Raw genomic sequence first — 16,289 nt, forward strand, 5'->3', positions numbered from 1 at the left:
ACGGGCGGCCGGGCGCGCGATGCCGGGCCGCGAGCGTTTGCGGCTGCGCAAGCAGGTTCAGGATCCGCGACGCGGCCCAGGCGACTAGAAGCGCTGGCGGCACCGGCGCAGTGAGCCAAGCCTTATCGGTGCGGCGGTCGTCGGTTCGGGGATACCGTGCGCCTGCTTATCGGCCCCAACCATGTCTGGCTTTTTCGCTGACCACGCGCTGCGCCATGCGGTCGTGCATCCCAGAAGGAAGGTCTGCCTCGCGATCGACCGGTCTCAGCCCACCCCTCTTGCCAACTGCAGCCATCTCAGTGTCATTCTGCGCAGTGGCACAGCTGGAGCGGCGAACGGACAGCAACATCACATTCACGATCCAGGCACGCGCGCGCAGCGGGCTGTTTCGTCGTGTCGATGACGATCCGCGCCGCATGGTCCCAGTCATGATGCCTGAAATCGCGGCGCGCGCGCTGTTCCCACGCGCCCCGCCAGCCCGGATCGCGCGCCATCCGCACGATGGCATCCCGCCATGCGCGCGTGTCGTACGGGCTGAGGTGGAGCGCGCACCCACCGCTGGCCTCCGGCAAAGCCCCCGCGTCCGACGCGATGACCGCCTTGCCCAACGCAAGCGCTTCCGAAACGGGCAGCCCCCAGCCCTCATAATGCGATGGATACACACAGAATAGCGCGTCGCGATACAAGCGCGCGAGCATCGCGTCCGACACCTGAGTCAGGAACAGGAATTTTCCGCGCACCTTTTCATTGAGCGCGATGTCTTCGAGCAGGTCGGTGACGCGCCACCCGTGCATCCCGACCAGACAAATGGTGGGCAGACGATCAAACTCCGGATCATCCGCCATTTCCGCATAGACGTCATACAACAGGCGGTGGTTCTTGCGCCGTTCGATGGTCGACACGAACAGGGCATAGTCACCCTCCGGAAACTGGGCGCGTTCATGCGGCATCAGTTCGCCTTCGGCGGGCAGGCTGCATCCCAGGGGCACCACCGCCATCGGAGGCGGATGCAATCCGTGATCCTCTGCAAAGTCGAGCAGGTCGTCCCGCGTGGCCGCCGAGTTGCAGAACAGCAGCGCACTCGCGCGGATCAGTGCGGCGAAATAAGCGGACATTTCCGCCTTCGACCCTCGCCCGCAGAATTCGGGGAACAGGACCGGAATAATGTCATGGCAAAAGCCGACGATCCGCGCACCGTTTCTGTTGGCGACCGTATCGAACAGGGTTGCGTAATCGAGCGTGGCGTCGATCCCGACCGTCAGGAACGTGTCGCCGGGCGCAATCTCGGCCACCGGCAATCGCGGACGACGGATCCGCCGATGTGCCTGCTGGCGTCGGACCGACTGAACCCATTCCAGCGCGCTGTCGACGCGACGGCTTTCGCGGGCGAGCGCGTAGATGGTTGCCTTGAGCCCCTCCCACATTGCGGTCCGCATGATCGCCCACGGTTTCAACGGCTTGGGCGGTTCGGTGGCCACGGGATTGGAGTCGAGCGCCGCGCGATCGACCTCATACAGCTCACCGTGCACGAAGATGCAGTAGCGGAGCTGCGCTTCGCCCAGTCGGTCAAGCGCCGCGAACAGCTCGCGCTCGACACGGATCACCCCGACCGGGGGACGCGACCAGAAATAGGATGCGGTGATGTGGAGCCAGATTGTCACCGGTTACACCGCCTCCACGCACGCGACATCGCGACCCGCCACGGTTCGTCCGACCACCCGCCCCTGCTCCAGGCGGATGACCTGATTGCAGCGCGCGATGGTGGTCAATCGATGCGCGATGATGATGATCGTCTTCTTGCCCGCCAGATCGTTGAGCGCATCCATCACGACTGCTTCTGTGTCGTTGTCGAGCGCGCTGGTGGCTTCATCGAACACCAGCAGATCGGGATCGTGATACAGCGCGCGGGCAATGCCGATGCGCTGACGCTGGCCGCCCGAAAGGGTGATGCCCCGCTCGCCCACTGCGGTGGCATAGCCCTGCGGGAGATGCGCGGTGATAAAGGCGTCGATATGCGCCATCCGCGCGACGTCGACGACGCGGCGATGATCGATCTGGTCCGGATCGACCCCGAATGCGATGTTTTCCGCGACGCTGCTGGCACTGAGGTAAATGTCCTGGGGGACGTAGCCGATCCTGCGTTGCCACGCCCGCCGGTTGGCATCGGTGATCGCAGTGCCGTCGACAAGGATCCGGCCCGTGTCATGCACCAGCAGCCCCAGGATGACGTCGACCAGAGTCGTCTTCCCCGCGCCCGTCGTACCGATGATGCCCAGGCTTTGTGCGGCGAGCAGCGTCAGATCGATATCGCGTATCCCCGCCCGCTGTCCTGCCAGCCCGCCGTGATCGGGATAGGCATAGGATAGCGCCTCCAGCGTCAGATCGTGCTTCAGCAGGGGGGCTGGCACGGCCTCCGCGTCGTGCGCGTCGACACGGCAAAGGCGCATATCGGCGTAGAGTTTGGCGATTACCGCCTCCCCGAAACGCATATTGTTGAAGTTCTGATAGATGGCCTGCACCGCAGGCAGCATCCGGTATCCCGCAAAGGCATAAAGCCCCAGCAGCGGCAGCACAGCGTCATTCGGATCTTGTCGGCGCAACGTTAATGTCAGGGCGAGCAGGATGATGAATCCGAAGGCCGTCGCCTCCACCACGATGCGCGGAATCTGACTCAGCGTGGTGTTGAGGATGATGCTGCGCGCGGCGACAAGCGACGGCAGGCGGAACCGCGTCAGATAGACGGGCTCAAGCCCCATCACCTTGATCGACTTGATCCCGCCAAAGGCCTCGCTCGCAACCTCGAACCGTTTGCCGTTGGCCTCCATCCGGTCAGCGCCGCTGCGGGCAATCCGCGTGCGACTGACCCGGTAGATCGACAAATAGACGATCGATATCACCAATGAGGCGACGATTGCGGTCAGCGGATCGATCGCGACCAGCAGCACCACCAATATGGCAAGGACGAAGGCTGAACTGACGATCTGCGCCATCGGCATCAAGGCATTGTCGACGAATGCGTCGACCTCGCTCAGCACCATCGTCGACATGTCGCCGCTGTGGCGCGCAAGAAAAAATCCGTAGGGCTGTCGCAGATAGGCTTCGAACAGCCGACAGCTGATATCCAGCCGGCAGCCATGAATATAGCTGTTGAGGCCATAGAGCGCGACGAGACGGACGAGCGCAGCGAGCAGGAGCAGAACAAAAGAAGTGATACCAAGCGCCGTCAGCAGGGCGTGATACGAGCCGAAGCCCCCCTGGTGAAACACGGTGGCGACGACCCGGTTGCTTTCGACCAGCGCCGGGCTTTCCAGCACCAGCAGAAACGGCATGATCGAAATGACGCCCGCAACTTCGAGCAGCGATGCGATCACCAGGATCCCCAGCATCAGCCACGCCTGCCGCTGCTTGCGTGGCGAGAGAATGGCATAGGCGTCAAGCCATGAGCGGAGCATCGGAAAGGCCAGTCGAGATTTGATCGCGGTTCGGACAGCCCCGCGTGTGTGCGGCCGTGCCTAGATCAGCGGCGATCAAGGGATTGAATCAAAAGGAGAGCGCTCGTATGGCCGCGCACGATCGCTGTCAACGACAGGGATACCCAATACACGCGGCCTGGCGCGTGCCAGTTCGAGACCCGACGTTCTAGCCGATGCTGACAGACCTGCTCCTCTCGGCCACGGGGGTTGTTACCCTTGCAATGATCGGTCATGTCGCATGGGGTCGTCACTATCGACCCGATGCTGACGCCATCCGCGAAGCGCGCATGCACCTCGCCGGACGGGCAGCACGGCTGTCCTTGTTGGTCGCGTCGGTTGGCCTGTTGGCCCAGATGTTCACCGCACCCCGTGCCATCCTGTTCGCCGCCGGCGCCGGCCTGATCTGGGCCATGGTCGAAATGGCGGTGCTCATGGCGTGGAAATATCTCGGCCTGCCGCTGTTCAAGGTGGTCCGGCACATGTCGTTCATCACGGCGGAGGCCGGCGCAACGCGCAACATCCTGCGCGCTACCCGAAGCTATCTGCCGTTCGATACGCTGATCCTGCTGGTGAGCGGGGCGATGGCGATCATGGCCATCTGCGCCGCGGCGCCCGATGGGTTGCTGTGGCTGGCAGCGGCGCTGGGGATATTGGCGAGCGGTGCGTACGTCGCCGCGCGCCGCGCGCACGGCAGCACCGAGGTCCGCGGCGCCGAGCTTCAGTTCCTGACCGAGCAGAGTTCACTACCGACCGGGGCGCTGGCGTTTGCGGACCGGCACCATGCCGTTGTGCGGCGCCCGGCCGCGCCCGATGCAGCGCGCCACGTCCTGATCATCCTCAACGAATCGGCGGGCGCCGATGTCACCTGTCATGGCGGCGTCGATCTGATCGATGCGATCCGCACGGCCAGCCCGGACGCAGCGGAATGGCTGCGCCCGATCGACCCGGTCACGCCCAGTTCCTGCACCGACATTGCCGTACCGTGCCTGTTCACCGGCTGCGCCCCGGAGGAGAGTACCGCGCGTCTGCACCAGATGCCGTTTATCTTCGATCTCGCAAAGGCACGCGGGATGACGACCCTGTTCTATTCGGCATCGACGCTGCGATGGGCGAATTTCGAGGCGTTTTTCGGGCACGACAATCCTGCCAGTGCAATCGACCATCTGGCGACGCCTGAGACGACCGGCCTGCCCTACGCGCACGAACTCGGATGCGATGACCATCTGATGGCATCGCTGCTGCGCGACCGCATCCTGGAAACGCAGGGGCCGTTGTTCATCGTCCTGTACACCTATGCACTGCACCTGCCGTTCCAGAATGACAGTCCGCTGCCGATACCCGACCATATTACCGACCGCCGGGAGCGGGCCGCCTATCTTGTCGCGGAGGCGCATCGCACCGTGTTCGACGCACTGCGCCAGACCGGGCGCTACGACGACACGCTGATCGTTACCGTGGGCGATCATGGCGAGTCCTCCGGCACTGACGCCGCAGCGATTGGCGCGGCAACATCGCGGCTCACCCGATTGACACGGCCAGTCACGCGCCCCTTGTTCGCGATCAAGCCGCCCGCACGCCTGCACCCCGAACGCCGCGCGCGTCTGGAAGCCAACATGGCGCGGCTGGTATCGACCATCGACATTGCGCCAACCGTCGCATCGCTGCTCGAAGTCGAGCTTGCTCCCGACGCCGGCGGGTCCACCGGCTATCGCGGCTATGACCTCACCAAGCAGGCGGTGCCACAGGATCGGGTCCACTATACGCTGACCGTCAACAGCTGGCGTAGCTGGCCGCTTGGCGCAGCCATGGTGGCGCGACAGGACATGCGACTGTGCATCGACTACCAGACGCGAACCACGCTGTGCTGTGACGAGATGGGACAGCCGGTGCCGCGCGCGCTGTACCCGGTGGCCGATGCGCTGCTGACCGCGGCGATGACCGAGCCGGTGGTGCGTACGACCATCGCGGGCGTATTTCGCGACAAGCTGCGCAACCGCAACGCGCTGTCACTGGAGCGACCCGTTGCCGCGCCCCCCGCTATCGCGCGCGCCGCACCGGCCGCGGGCGGCTATGATCGCTTTTTCGGACACGATATCCTGCCATCGGATCCGCCGGTCGGACGTCTGAACTTTGCCGGCGCCCGACAGGACGCGAGCGGCTTTCGCCTGCGCCGATCGGAGTCGGGCGTGATGCTCTATGGCCCGTATGTCGCGCTGACAGCGGGTCGATATGTCGCGACGCTGGTCTTTGCCCCGGGTGTACGGATGCGCCCGTTCGTGCTCGATGTCTGTGCCTGCGATCACCCGCACATCGCAGCGACAACGATCACGGCGCTCGCGGATCGCCAACGCGCCACGATCACGTTCGACCTGAACGCGCCGGTCGAGGCGCTTGAAGTGCGCATGCACAAGCCAAAGGGGTTCAGCGGCATCTGTCTGGGGCTGTTCATCACCCAGATCGCGGTCGCCGACCTTGCTTGAGATCAGGCGCTGCCGGACGCTGCAAATAGCGCGAGATTTTTCGAGATCTGCGGGCAGCGCAGGCGGTCCGGGACGAGTTTCCGGTTTCGGCCTCGTCCATTGACAACGGCTTTTGCGCTAAATGGTGCCGCTTACAGGACTCGAACCTGTGACCCCCGCATTACGAATGCGCGCTGCCCTGCAGAAAATGGCGGGAAACCGTGAGTTTCGAAGAGGTCTCAGCACTATATCCGGACGTTTTGAACCCATTTGCGATACCAGTGCGATACCGAGACTTTTCCGTCACAAGCGGCAACACGAGGTTCGGAGGTGGCTGACTCCGGACGCCCGGCAATCAGTCGGGCAGTGCGTAGGCGATCATGGCGTCGCCGATAGGCGTCTCCATGAAGTGATGCCCTCCGGCCATGATCACCAGATATTGTTTGCCGTTGACCTCGTAGACCGATGGTGTCGCCTGACCTCCGGCGGGAAGCGTATCCTGCCAAAGCGTCTCGCCAGTCCGGATGTCGATGGCGCGGATCAAATCGTCGGTCGCCGCGGCGATAAATATCAGGCCTCCGGCGGTAACGACGGCGCCCCCATTGTTCGGGGTGCCGATGTCGATTGGGAGCATTGATGGAATGCCCCATGGGCCGTTGCGGCGTGCAGTTCCAAAGGGACGATCCCAGATCGTCTGGCCCGTCCGCATGTCGATCGCGCGTATGCCGCCATAGGGCGGGCGCTTGCAGAGCAGGCCAGTAAGGGGCAAGCGCCATCCGGGATTGACCGCGATGGCATAAGGCGTCCCGGCCTGTGGATCTTTCGAACCATGGCCGCTTTCGCCCGTGTCGCCAGCTTTTGTCGGTTCCTCACCGCGTGGGGGGGGAAAGCCCTGACGTTCGGCGTCCGCGCGGGGGACGAGCCGATTATAGTTCGGCATGTCGTTATAATTGGCGACGATCACGCCGCGCACGGGATCGACCGCGATGCCGCCCCAGTCGGTTCCGCCATTATAGCCGGGATACTGGATGAAGCGCCTGTCGGCCGTGGGTGGAGTGTAGGGGCCGTCATATGCGGCCCGCTTGAACTGGATGCGGCAGACCATCTGATCGATCGGCGACATGCCCCACATGTCGCGTTCCTCAAGCGCTGGAAAAGCAAGCGTGTGGTAGCTTGAGAAGGGCTGGGTCGGGCTGCGCAGCCGCGGCTCGACACCGGTGCGCGGTACCGCGCGCTCCTGTACCGGGAACAGCGGGCGACCGGAACGCCGATCGAGGACATAGATGTCGCCTTGCTTGCTCGGGAGGATCAGCGCGGGAACCGCACCGCGCGAAGTTGGAAAATCGACCAAAGTCGCCTGCGCGCCGAGATCATAGTCCCACACGTCGCGACGCACTGTCTGGAACCGCCAGCGCGGCTTTCCAGTCGAGACATCGAGCGCAACAAGTGAAGTCGAGAAGGAATTCTCCTGCGGACTGCGACTGCCCGACCAGTAATCGACCGCGCTGTTCCCCATCGGCAGATAGACGAGGCCCAGCGCCTCGTCGCCGCTTGCGATCGTCCACATGTTGGGTGTTCCGCGAGCATATTCCTGCCCCTCGGGCGGCAGGCCGTTCCACTCGGGATGCACCATGTCCCACGCCCAGCGCAGTTCCCCGCTGACCGCGTCAAATCCCTGGATGACGCCGGAGGGAGCGCTGCGTTTCTGTCCGTCGAGCACCTGATGCCCGGTCACGATCACGCCCCGCACGATCGTGGGAGGCGATGTGATCGAAACCATACCCGGCTCCACCGCGCCCATGCCCCGCTTGATATCAACCGCGCCCCTCACACCGAAGCCGGAACAAGGCTTGCCAGTGCGCGCATCGACCGCGATTAAGCGACCGTCCAGAGTGCCCTCGATTATCCGGGCAGCACATTCGCTCCCAGCTGCGGCATTGGGCGTCGCATAATAGGCGACCCCGCGACATGCCGCAGTATAGGGTATCCACTCATCCGAAACCTTCGGATCGTAGCGCCAGCGTTGCTTCCCCGTCGCAGGGTCCAGTGCGATCAGAATGTTGGTCGCTGAGCAGAGATAGAGGGTATCGCCGACCTTAATCGGCGTGGTCTCCGCGCCATATTTGCTGTTTTTCGGATCGCCCTCCGGCATGTCGCCGGTATGATAGGTCCAAGCACGCTCGAGCTTGCCCACATTGTCCGGCGTGATCTGGCCAAGCGGAGAATAACGCTGAGCGGCATAGGTGCCGCCATAAGCGGGCCAGTCGGTCCCAACCCGCATCAGCGAGGGATCGGCAACCGTCGATGCGATCACGCCCGGGAACCTGCCCGGATCAGCGCGATTGACCCGGAAGATTGCGAGACCTGCCATCAAGATGGCAAGGATTACGAGCCCGGAGGCGCCGATGGAGATGCGCCATCGATAGCCTGCCAAGAGAGGCAGCGTGAGCAGGACCGGGACGAGCAGGATCGTGGGGCCGACGGCGAAGGGTACAAGACCCCAGCCATCCAGTCCGACTTCAAACAGGCCCCACAGGATCGAAAGCGCCCATGTCGCAACATAGATCCAGGTGCCAAACACACTCCCGCGGATCAGCAGGACACCCGCAGCGAGCAAACCGAAGCCTGCGATCAAGTAATAAGGCGAGCCGCCAAGAAAGCTCAGCCACGCGCCCCCGATCGTGAGAACGAGTCCAGCAATTGCGAGGATGGCACCCACGATGGCGGCATAAACCGATCGAACGCGGGGACGGGCGGCGGCGTGTTCCTGCATGCGGTCCCTCCTGTTGCAAAGGGAACAGACCCCGCCCCAATCAGTTCCGGATGTATCCGGCAAAACAAATTGGGGCAGTTGTCGACCGAGAATGGACGCGCCAGTCGCCTGGATTCCCTATTGCGGGATCGCCCCCGTCCCGGTGGAGCTCGCCGGGCGATGGAATATCGATCCGCTGCTGATCTTGGGCCTGTTCGCCCTGATACTCCTGTGGTGGCGCTGGGGGAGCGAGAACCCATTTCAGCGCCGCATGCTGCTTGCTGCGGTCGCGCTGCTGGCCATTCTCTTCGTATCGCCCTTTTGTGCGCTGACGTCCGCACTGTTTTCCGCCCGTGCAGTTCATCACATTGCGTTGACGACACTTGTCGCACCTCTGCTGGCATTGGCTCTGCCGGTCCGGCCCATCCCCGGCGGATGGGGGATCTGGACGGGCGTGCACGCGGTCACATTCTGGCTCTGGCATGTGCCAGCTGCCTATGAGGCGGCGCTGTCCAATCACGGCATTTACTGGGCGATGCAGTCCACGCTGCTGCTGACCGCGCTTGCTCTGTGGCGCACGGTGCGGGCGGCGCCCGTTACCGGCGGGATCGCGGCACTGCTCGCCACCATGGTGCAGATGGGGCTGCTTGGTGCGCTGCTCACCTTTTCCACCGCACCATTCTATGCGCCGCATTTTCTGGCGCCTCTTTCATGGGGCCTGCCCCCTCTCGAGGATCAGCAGCTCGCAGGCCTCATCATGTGGGCTCCGGGAGCCGGTCTTTATCTCGCCGCTGCGCTCAGTTTGCTCGGTCGCTGGCTTGCGCGCGAACAGGCTGCGGCATGAGCATTGCGGGGGCGCTGCGCAAATGGGCGCGCGGGCATACCGAACGCAGCCGTTACTCGCCCGTCGGGATCGCCTTTCATTGGGTGATGGCACTCCTCGTGCTGTTTCAGCTCGGTTGGGGCTATTATTGCAGTTGGTTGCCGGCGGGTGGCGACAAGCTGCTCGCCTATCAGGTGCATAGCGCGGCCGGGCTCCCGATCCTTCTGCTTGCACTTGCGCGCTTTGGCTGGCGATTGATGATCCCCGGACCCATCAACGATGCCGACAGGCAGGGCTGGCAGACCCAGGCGGCCTATGCGATCCATTATGTCTTCTATGTCGCATTTTTCGGGTTGCCGCTCAGCGGATGGGTGATGTGGTCCTCGATCGCGGAGCCGGGCCCACTCTATCTGGCCGGTGTGGTCCCGTGGCCGCAATTGCCTTTCGATCAGCTCCCGCTCACGACTCGCTGGCGGATCATGGATTTGGCGGAGGACGTGCACCTGGTGCTCGTCATCACCTTGCTGGTGGTGATCCCGCTCCATGTCGGGGCTGCGCTGAAGCACCATTTCTGGGATCGACACGACGTGCTTCGCGGGATGTTGCCGGAGATACCCGATGCGGAAGATTCCCGGGGAGAGACGAAGCATAAGCCGCGAGAGCCGCGGCTTCCCTCTGAGACAGCGCCCGGCTGATGCGCTGCATCGACCCTTCGGGGTCGTTGCGGCGCGCACCCTGCCGCCACTGGTCCAGCTGATGGGTCAGATACGCGGCAGGCTGCCCGGCGAGGGGTGGGTTGGCTGCGCCGACGCCTTCGCCGCGCGCACCATGACAGGACGCGCACGCGGCAAGCCCGCGTGCGCGATCGCCACGGTGATAGAGAGCGCGCGCGGCCATGGTACCGCGGATCGGTTGGGTCGCCGCCCGATAGGGCATGGCGGCATAATAGCCGGAGACGGCGTCCTGCTGCGCAGAGGTCAGCTTGCGCGCGATCCATTCCATCTCGGGATGGCGCCGCCGACCGCTCGAATAGGCTTCGAGCTGGGCCGCCATATAGCCGCGATCGAGTCCGGCGAGCCGCGGCGTGCCAGCACCGTTGCCGCGTCCGTCGATCCCGTGACAGGTGATACAGGCATTGCGTGCACCGGCGTCGCCACCGCTGACCGCCAACAACTCGCCGCTGCTAGTGAACCGGTCCGCCGAACCCCGCTCGACCGTGCCGCACCCGCCAAGGGCGATGGTGACCAATAAGGAAAACACACGCACATCCATCGGGCCACGGAACCGACAGGGTGTGGCGACGGTTCCGGATGTGAAACGCCGTCCGCGGCGTATCGCAAAGGGGGATCGTTGCCGGACGCATATATCCTGTTGCCACTCGCGTTGCCGATATTGGTGCTGGGCGCCTGCAAGCCCCCGCCTGATGCGGAACAGCATATGCCCGAAGCCAGCGCGTCGCGCGGCCTTGTCGCGATCGAGCGCGCGGGATGCGGTGCCTGCCACACCATTCCGGGGCTTGCCTGGCCAAGGGGGCGCACCGGGCCGTCGCTCGAAGGTTTTGCTGGGCAGGGGCTGATTGCAGGGCGCCTCCCAAATCGACCTGACACCCTTGCTGCTTATGTCCGCAACGCACCGGCGACCCTTCCCGGTACAAGCATGCCAGCCATGCCACTCACGCCCGACGAAGCGCGCGACGTCGCCGCCTATCTCTACGCGAGCGGAGAGGCGACGCGATGAATTTCGCCTCGATCATCCCCGTGTTCGATCCAGCAGGACCCTATGCCGGTTCGATCACCACGCTGAGCTGGGCACTGATCGCAATGGCAGTCGCGGTGTTCGCGGTGGTGCTGACAGCATTGTCGATCGCACTGTTTGGTGGGTCGGCACTGAAAGCACGGCTCGGCGGTCCCACGATGGTATGGGCAGGCGGTATCGTGTTCCCGGTCGTGGTGCTGTCCGCGTTGCTGATCTACGGGTTGTCCCTGACCCGGAACTTGACCGCCGCTGTGCCACCCGATGCGATGCGGGTGCGGGTCACCGGCGAGATGTGGTGGTGGCGCGTCGCCTATCTCGATGCGCGGGGGCAGCCGTTCATGCTCGATGCAAACGAGCTGCACATCCCTGCCGGTCGTCCCGTGCTGGTCGAGCTTGAGTCCAACGACGTCATCCACAGCTTCTGGGTGCCACGCCTGTCGGGCAAGCTCGACATGGTCCCCGGCCGACGCAACACCTTGCCGATCCAGGCAGACAGTCCTGGGGTCTATGCCGGCCAATGCGCTGAATATTGCGGTGGGCCGCATGCCTTGATGGGCTTTGTCGTGGTCGCCCATACCCCGGCGGACTTCGACGCATGGCTGGCCTCGCGGCGCATGCCTCGCCCCGCCATCGCGATGGACGGCGCGGCTCTGTTCCGCGCGACGGGCTGCGCGGCCTGTCATCGCATCGCCGGGACCGACGCCAACGGCAGCGCCGGACCGGACCTTACCCATGTCGGGTCGCGTCGTTCGCTTGGCGCTGGCATCCTGCCCAATAATCGCGGGACAATGATGGGTTGGATCGGCGACAGCCAGGCGATCAAACCGGGGAACCGCATGCCGCCGTACAAGATGCTGTCGGCACAGGAACTGACGGCGCTTGCGACATATCTCGAGTCGCAGAAATGAGGTCAGAGACCGGGTTCGACCCGGCACTGCTTGACCGCTTTCCGACCAGCGAGCCGCGTCCCGAAGGCGAGGTCGAAGAGCTCAAGCGGATCTGGGCCGCACCCAAAGGCTGGGGACTGCTGACGGCGGTCAACAATAATTATGTCGGCTTCTTCTACGTCGCGACCGCGTTTCTGTTCTTCCTGCTGGCGGGCATCCTTGCGCTGGTGATGCGTGTCCAACTCGCGCTGCCGTTGCAGGGCGTTTTGCCGCAGGAGACCTACAACCAGTTCTTCACCATGCACGGCACAGTGATGATGTTCCTGTTCGCCGTGCCGATGGTCGAGGCGATCGGGGTGATGCTGCTGCCCCAGATGCTGGCGGCGCGCGATCTGCCATTCCCGCGCCTCTCCGCCTATGCCTTCTGGGCCTATTTCGTCGGCGGGCTGTGCTTCTTCGCTTCGCTGTTCGTGGGCCTCGCCCCGGATGGCGGCTGGTTCATGTATCCACCCTACACAAGTCTCACCTACTCGCCCGGCATCAATGCCGATTTCTGGCTGCTTGGCATCGGCTTCATCGAGATCAGCGCGATTGCGGGCGCGATCGAGATCATCGTTGGGGTACTGCGCACCCGAGCGCCGGGAATGAGCCTCGCCAAGATGCCGGTCTATGCCTGGGCGATGCTGGTGATGGCGGTGATGATCATTATCGCCTTTCCCGCCGTCATCCTCGGTACACTGCTGCTGGAGATCGAGCGCGCGTTCAACTGGCCCTTCTTCGATCCGACGCGCGGGGGCGACGCGCTGCTGTGGCAGCACCTCTTCTGGTTTTTCGGCCATCCCGAGGTCTACATCATCTTCCTGCCCGCCTCGGGCCTGGTATCGATGATGGTGGTGGCGCTGGCACGCGCGCCACTGGTCGGCCATTCGCTCATCGTTCTCGCCTTTCTCGCGACCGGCTTCATCAGTTTCGGGGTGTGGGCGCACCACATGTTTACGACCGGGATGCCCAATATCTCGGTCGGCTATTTCTCGGCAGCGAGCATGGCGGTAAGCGTGCCCGCCGGCATCCAGATCTTCTCCTGGATCGCGACCTTTGCGGTCGGCAAACCCCGTTACAATGTGCCGACCCTGTTTGTGATCGGTGGCCTCGTGACCTTTGTCATCGGCGGGCTCACCGGGGTCATGGTCGCGATGGTGCCGTTCGACTGGCAGGCGCATGATAGCTACTTCATCGTCGCGCACCTCCATTATGTGCTGATCGGCGGGATGGTGTTCCCGCTGTTCGCAGCTTTCTACTACTGGACCGGGATGACGAGCAGCCGGCCGCTCAGTGAACGGCTCGGGCAATGGGCCTTCTGGCTGATGTTCGTGGGCATGCAGGTGACCTTCCTGCCAATGCACCTGACCGGCCTGATGGGTATGCCGCGGCGCGTTTACACCTATCTTCCCGGGCGCGAGTGGGAGGTCACCAACATGATCTCAACCGTCGGAGCATTTGTGCTTGCGGCGGGCGTGCTGGCTTTTCTTGTCGATCTCGCGCGAAACTTCCGCTTCACCGTCGATGACGATGCGGGCAACGTCTATGGCGGGGGCACGCTCGAATGGTTGCCGACCGGGCTCTATTCGACCCGCAGCATTCCCGTGGTGCGTAGCCGCGAGCCGCTGTGGGACGATCCGAAGATCTGCGAGGATGTCGAGCAGGGGCGCTATCTGCTCCCCAACGCGCCGACAGGACTGCGCGAGACGCTCATCACGAGCCCGCTGCGGGCTGAGCCCGAATATCTGCAGATCATGCCCGGTCCGTCGCCCTGGCCACTGCTCGCCGCGATCTTCACCGCGGGCTTCTTCCTGCTGTTGACGGTTCAAGCATACACCCCCGGCTTCGTGTCCGGTGTTCTTGCCATATTGTGCACGTTGCGCTGGCTTTGGGATACCGACCGCGTCGTGAAGGAGGCGGAGGTCGACGTCGGGGCGGGCATCATGCTGCCGACTTACGTCACCGGACCGCGCACCCATGGCTGGTGGGCGATGGTCATCCTGCTGATCGTCATCGGCATGATCTTCGCGATGGCGGTATTCAGCTTCCTCTACCTTTATGGGGTGCAGCCCTCTTTCTGGATCGCGCCTGCGGGATGGCAGGGAGCGGCGGTAACGCTTCCGCTCTATGCGCTGACGGCAGGGCTCGCGCTCGGGTCGCGGGTGATGCTGGCGCGTGAAGCGACGCAGCTCTGGACCCCGGGCGTGTTGTTCCTGTGCGGATCGGTCGCGCTGGCGGCCGCGGTGGGGGCGGATATCGCGTTCTGGCACGCCTCGGGCCTGCGTCCCGACGCGAGCGGCCAAGGTGCGATCGTCTACATGCTCCTGACGCTTACCGGGCTGCTTGCATTCATCGGCTTGCTGATGGCTGGCTATATCGCAGCGCGGAACAGCCGAGGGATGATCGTTCGGCCGCGCAACAACAGTCTCGATCTCTGCGTCCTGTTCGTCAGCTATGCTGCAGGCCAGGGCGCGTTGACCACAGTCCTCACCCGCGCGTTCGGGGCCTGACGATGCGAAGCTGGCTCCTTCTTCTCGGCGGCTTGCTGGTCTGGGCCGTCCATTTCTTCGCGCTCTACGCGGTGGGGAGCATCTTTCTTACCACGAACCTGGCGCGCGGGTTGACGATCCTTCTCACAATCTTCTGCCTCGCGGCTACCGCAGTCATTGCGCGTCGCGCATCGCGAGGCTGCCCATCGGATGCCGAGAGCCGGTGGATACGGGCTGTGGGCCTATGGGGTGTCGGCATCGGTGCCGTCGCGATCCTGTGGCAGGGGCTTGTCGCCCTCCTGATTTGAACCGTCGCGTCGGGGACAGCGTTGCTCACGTTAGTCAGACATTGTGGAGGGAGAGAGCGATGCTTTTTGACAGCGTTTCTGGTCTTGCCCGCGTCGTGGTGCTGGGCGCATCGGCCTATCTCGCACTGATCACGATCCTGCGGATCAGTGGCAAGCGCACACTCGCCAAGATGAATGCGTTCGATCTGGTGGTGACCATCGCGCTGGGATCGACCCTCGCAACCATCCTGCTGACCAAGGACGTGGCTCTGGCCGAAGGCGTTATCGGTTTTGCGGTGCTCGTCCTTCTCCAGTTCATCATTGCGTTTCTGGCTGTTCGCTACAGATGGTTGGAACGGCTTGTGAAATCCCAAGCGCGCATATTGCTCACTGATGGTGCCATTGATCAGCGAGCACTTCGTAAGGAGCGCGTGACCGAGTCTGAAATCCATTGCGCGATACGCGCTTCGGGCTTGGGCGACCTGAGCAAGGTAGCGGCAGTCGTGCTCGAGACCGACGGCAGCTTCAGCGTAGTCGCGGTGGCGGACGCGGGTGATCGATCGGCCCTTCGTTCAATTGCAGGGGGTGCCGCGTGAGCGCGCAGGAGCGCAGCGACCTGGCCGAGGACAGGACGGATCTCGCCGAGGACCGGACGGTACTTGCCCATGAGCGCAGTTTCGCCGGCTGGGTGCGCACGGGGATGGGAGCGGTCGGTCTTGGCCTTGGGTTCAACGCGCTTTTTCGAACGCTTGAACCAGTCTGGATCGCCAAGGGAATTGCGACGGCGTTCCTGCTGATCGCCATCTTCGTGTTCCTGTCCGCCGAGCGGCGGGCGTGCCGGATCATCAGCAAGCTGGAGGCGCACAAGGTTTCGAGCCTCTCGCCGATGCGCATTCGGCTACTGGCATGGATGCTCTCGATCGCGACTACCGCGCTCGCCGCAGCAATCTGGATCTTGGTGTAAACGTTACCCGTTGCCGCGCTTGCGTCGCGTCTCCCAGCCCTTCTTCGCAGCGGCGGAGCGCTCGGCCGAACTCTGGTTCGATCCACCTTTGTGACCGCCCTTGCGCGCGCTTTCGTGGCTGTCCCGCTTGCCGCGTCCCGAGCCGGACTTGTTGCCGCCGCCCGACTCCTTGTTCACCGTTGCCCAGGCACGGCGTTCGGCCTCTTTGTGGCTGACACCGCGATCCTCATAGCCTTCCTCGATATGCTCGGCCTTGCGCTTCTGCTTGTCGGTATATTTATCCTTGTCGCCTTGGGGCATCATGCCTCTCCCGTCGATGCTAGACGACCGTTCAAGCGCATCTTGATCATGCTTGGTTCCC

At 63.8% G+C, this 16,289-nt stretch carries 13 protein-coding genes, 1 tRNA gene and 1 pseudogene; 9 read left to right on the top strand and 6 right to left on the bottom strand.

What is annotated here, in order from left to right; genetic code table 11:
• Nucleotides 1-302: 302 nt before the first annotated feature.
• On the bottom strand, nucleotides 303-1,661 hold the full coding sequence (locus J2Y54_RS06340; protein ID WP_310037880.1) for a glycosyltransferase family 1 protein: 1,359 nt from the start codon (nucleotides 1,659-1,661) through the stop codon (nucleotides 303-305).
• Nucleotides 1,662-1,664: 3 nt separating this feature from the next.
• Nucleotides 1,665-3,452 carry an ABC transporter ATP-binding protein gene (locus J2Y54_RS06345; RefSeq protein WP_310037882.1) on the bottom strand — a complete coding sequence of 596 codons (1,788 nt, stop codon included), beginning with the start codon at nucleotides 3,450-3,452 and terminating at the stop codon, nucleotides 1,665-1,667.
• A 194-nt stretch (nucleotides 3,453-3,646) separates the two neighbouring features.
• Here J2Y54_RS06345 and J2Y54_RS06350 point away from each other — a divergent pair, with 194 nt between their 5' ends.
• Complete coding sequence (locus J2Y54_RS06350; RefSeq protein WP_310037884.1) at nucleotides 3,647-5,953, top strand: sulfatase-like hydrolase/transferase; 2,307 nt, start codon at nucleotides 3,647-3,649, stop codon at nucleotides 5,951-5,953.
• A 122-nt stretch (nucleotides 5,954-6,075) separates the two neighbouring features.
• Here the strand turns inward: J2Y54_RS06350 and J2Y54_RS06355 are convergent.
• Nucleotides 6,076-6,145: transfer RNA gene (locus J2Y54_RS06355), tRNA-Thr, on the bottom strand.
• Between the two features lie 142 nt (nucleotides 6,146-6,287).
• Complete coding sequence (locus tag J2Y54_RS06360; RefSeq protein WP_310037886.1) at nucleotides 6,288-8,705, bottom strand: membrane-bound PQQ-dependent dehydrogenase, glucose/quinate/shikimate family; 2,418 nt, start codon at nucleotides 8,703-8,705, stop codon at nucleotides 6,288-6,290.
• Nucleotides 8,706-8,796: 91 nt separating this feature from the next.
• Between J2Y54_RS06360 and J2Y54_RS06365 the strand changes: the two genes are divergently transcribed.
• Both J2Y54_RS06365 and J2Y54_RS06370 read left to right on the top strand, forming a co-directional pair.
• A complete protein-coding gene (locus tag J2Y54_RS06365) occupies nucleotides 8,797-9,528 on the top strand; it encodes a cytochrome c oxidase assembly protein (protein WP_310037887.1) in 732 nt (243 codons plus the stop codon).
• Nucleotides 9,525-10,202, top strand: coding sequence for a cytochrome b (locus J2Y54_RS06370; protein WP_310037889.1), 678 nt, complete (start codon nucleotides 9,525-9,527; stop codon nucleotides 10,200-10,202). Before J2Y54_RS06365 ends, J2Y54_RS06370 begins: the two co-directional genes overlap by 4 nt.
• On the opposite strand, the pseudogene J2Y54_RS16180 reads toward J2Y54_RS06370, so the two are convergent.
• Nucleotides 10,171-10,944: pseudogene (locus tag J2Y54_RS16180) on the bottom strand (c-type cytochrome); the annotation flags it as partial. The gene J2Y54_RS06370 and the pseudogene J2Y54_RS16180 sit on opposite strands and share 32 nt — an antisense overlap.
• On the opposite strand from J2Y54_RS16180, the gene J2Y54_RS06380 reads away from it, so the two are divergent.
• From J2Y54_RS06380 to J2Y54_RS06405, 6 genes are read left to right on the top strand one after another with little or no spacing between them, the layout of a single operon-like run.
• On the top strand, nucleotides 10,858-11,244 hold the full coding sequence (locus tag J2Y54_RS06380; protein ID WP_310037895.1) for a c-type cytochrome: 387 nt from the start codon (nucleotides 10,858-10,860) through the stop codon (nucleotides 11,242-11,244). The pseudogene J2Y54_RS16180 and the gene J2Y54_RS06380 sit on opposite strands and share 87 nt — an antisense overlap.
• Nucleotides 11,241-12,170: a cytochrome c oxidase subunit II gene (coxB, locus tag J2Y54_RS06385; protein ID WP_310037897.1), complete on the top strand. Its 930-nt coding sequence runs from the start codon at nucleotides 11,241-11,243 to the stop codon at nucleotides 12,168-12,170. The genes J2Y54_RS06380 and coxB overlap by 4 nt, the downstream gene beginning before the upstream one ends.
• Entirely contained in the window at nucleotides 12,167-14,698 is a 2,532-nt protein-coding gene (locus J2Y54_RS06390) for a cbb3-type cytochrome c oxidase subunit I (protein ID WP_310037899.1), read from the top strand. Before coxB ends, J2Y54_RS06390 begins: the two co-directional genes overlap by 4 nt.
• 2 nt (nucleotides 14,699-14,700) lie before the next feature.
• The gene (locus J2Y54_RS06395; protein ID WP_310037901.1) at nucleotides 14,701-14,985 is read left to right on the top strand and encodes a hypothetical protein; all 285 of its coding nucleotides are present in this window, start codon (nucleotides 14,701-14,703) and stop codon (nucleotides 14,983-14,985) included.
• 59 nt (nucleotides 14,986-15,044) lie between these two features.
• On the top strand, nucleotides 15,045-15,560 hold the full coding sequence (locus J2Y54_RS06400) for a YetF domain-containing protein (RefSeq protein WP_310037903.1): 516 nt from the start codon (nucleotides 15,045-15,047) through the stop codon (nucleotides 15,558-15,560).
• A complete protein-coding gene (locus J2Y54_RS06405) occupies nucleotides 15,557-15,928 on the top strand; it encodes a DUF202 domain-containing protein (protein WP_310037906.1) in 372 nt (123 codons plus the stop codon). The genes J2Y54_RS06400 and J2Y54_RS06405 overlap by 4 nt, the downstream gene beginning before the upstream one ends.
• A 3-nt stretch (nucleotides 15,929-15,931) precedes the next feature.
• Here the strand turns inward: J2Y54_RS06405 and J2Y54_RS06410 are convergent, their stop codons facing one another.
• Nucleotides 15,932-16,228 (bottom strand): plasmid stabilization protein, encoded by a 297-nt coding sequence (locus J2Y54_RS06410; protein ID WP_310037908.1) that lies wholly within the window; start codon nucleotides 16,226-16,228, stop codon nucleotides 15,932-15,934.
• Between the last annotated feature and the right edge of the window lie 61 nt (nucleotides 16,229-16,289).

Source organism: Sphingomonas sp. BE123 (genome assembly GCF_031456015.1).
Taxonomy (GTDB): domain Bacteria; phylum Pseudomonadota; class Alphaproteobacteria; order Sphingomonadales; family Sphingomonadaceae; genus Sphingomonas.

Coding starts and splice junctions, on each gene's coding strand:
- J2Y54_RS06410 (WP_310037908.1), bottom strand. CDS start 16,228: ATGCCCCAAGGCGACAAGGATAAATATACCGACAAGCAGAAGCGCAAG.
- J2Y54_RS06360 (WP_310037886.1), bottom strand. CDS start 8,705: ATGCAGGAACACGCCGCCGCCCGTCCCCGCGTTCGATCGGTTTATGCC.
- J2Y54_RS06350 (WP_310037884.1), top strand. CDS start 3,647: ATGCTGACAGACCTGCTCCTCTCGGCCACGGGGGTTGTTACCCTTGCA.
- J2Y54_RS06370 (WP_310037889.1), top strand. CDS start 9,525: ATGAGCATTGCGGGGGCGCTGCGCAAATGGGCGCGCGGGCATACCGAA.
- J2Y54_RS06395 (WP_310037901.1), top strand. CDS start 14,701: ATGCGAAGCTGGCTCCTTCTTCTCGGCGGCTTGCTGGTCTGGGCCGTC.
- J2Y54_RS06390 (WP_310037899.1), top strand. CDS start 12,167: ATGAGGTCAGAGACCGGGTTCGACCCGGCACTGCTTGACCGCTTTCCG.
- J2Y54_RS06365 (WP_310037887.1), top strand. CDS start 8,797: ATGGACGCGCCAGTCGCCTGGATTCCCTATTGCGGGATCGCCCCCGTC.
- coxB (WP_310037897.1), top strand. CDS start 11,241: ATGAATTTCGCCTCGATCATCCCCGTGTTCGATCCAGCAGGACCCTAT.
- J2Y54_RS06345 (WP_310037882.1), bottom strand. CDS start 3,452: ATGCTCCGCTCATGGCTTGACGCCTATGCCATTCTCTCGCCACGCAAG.
- J2Y54_RS06400 (WP_310037903.1), top strand. CDS start 15,045: ATGCTTTTTGACAGCGTTTCTGGTCTTGCCCGCGTCGTGGTGCTGGGC.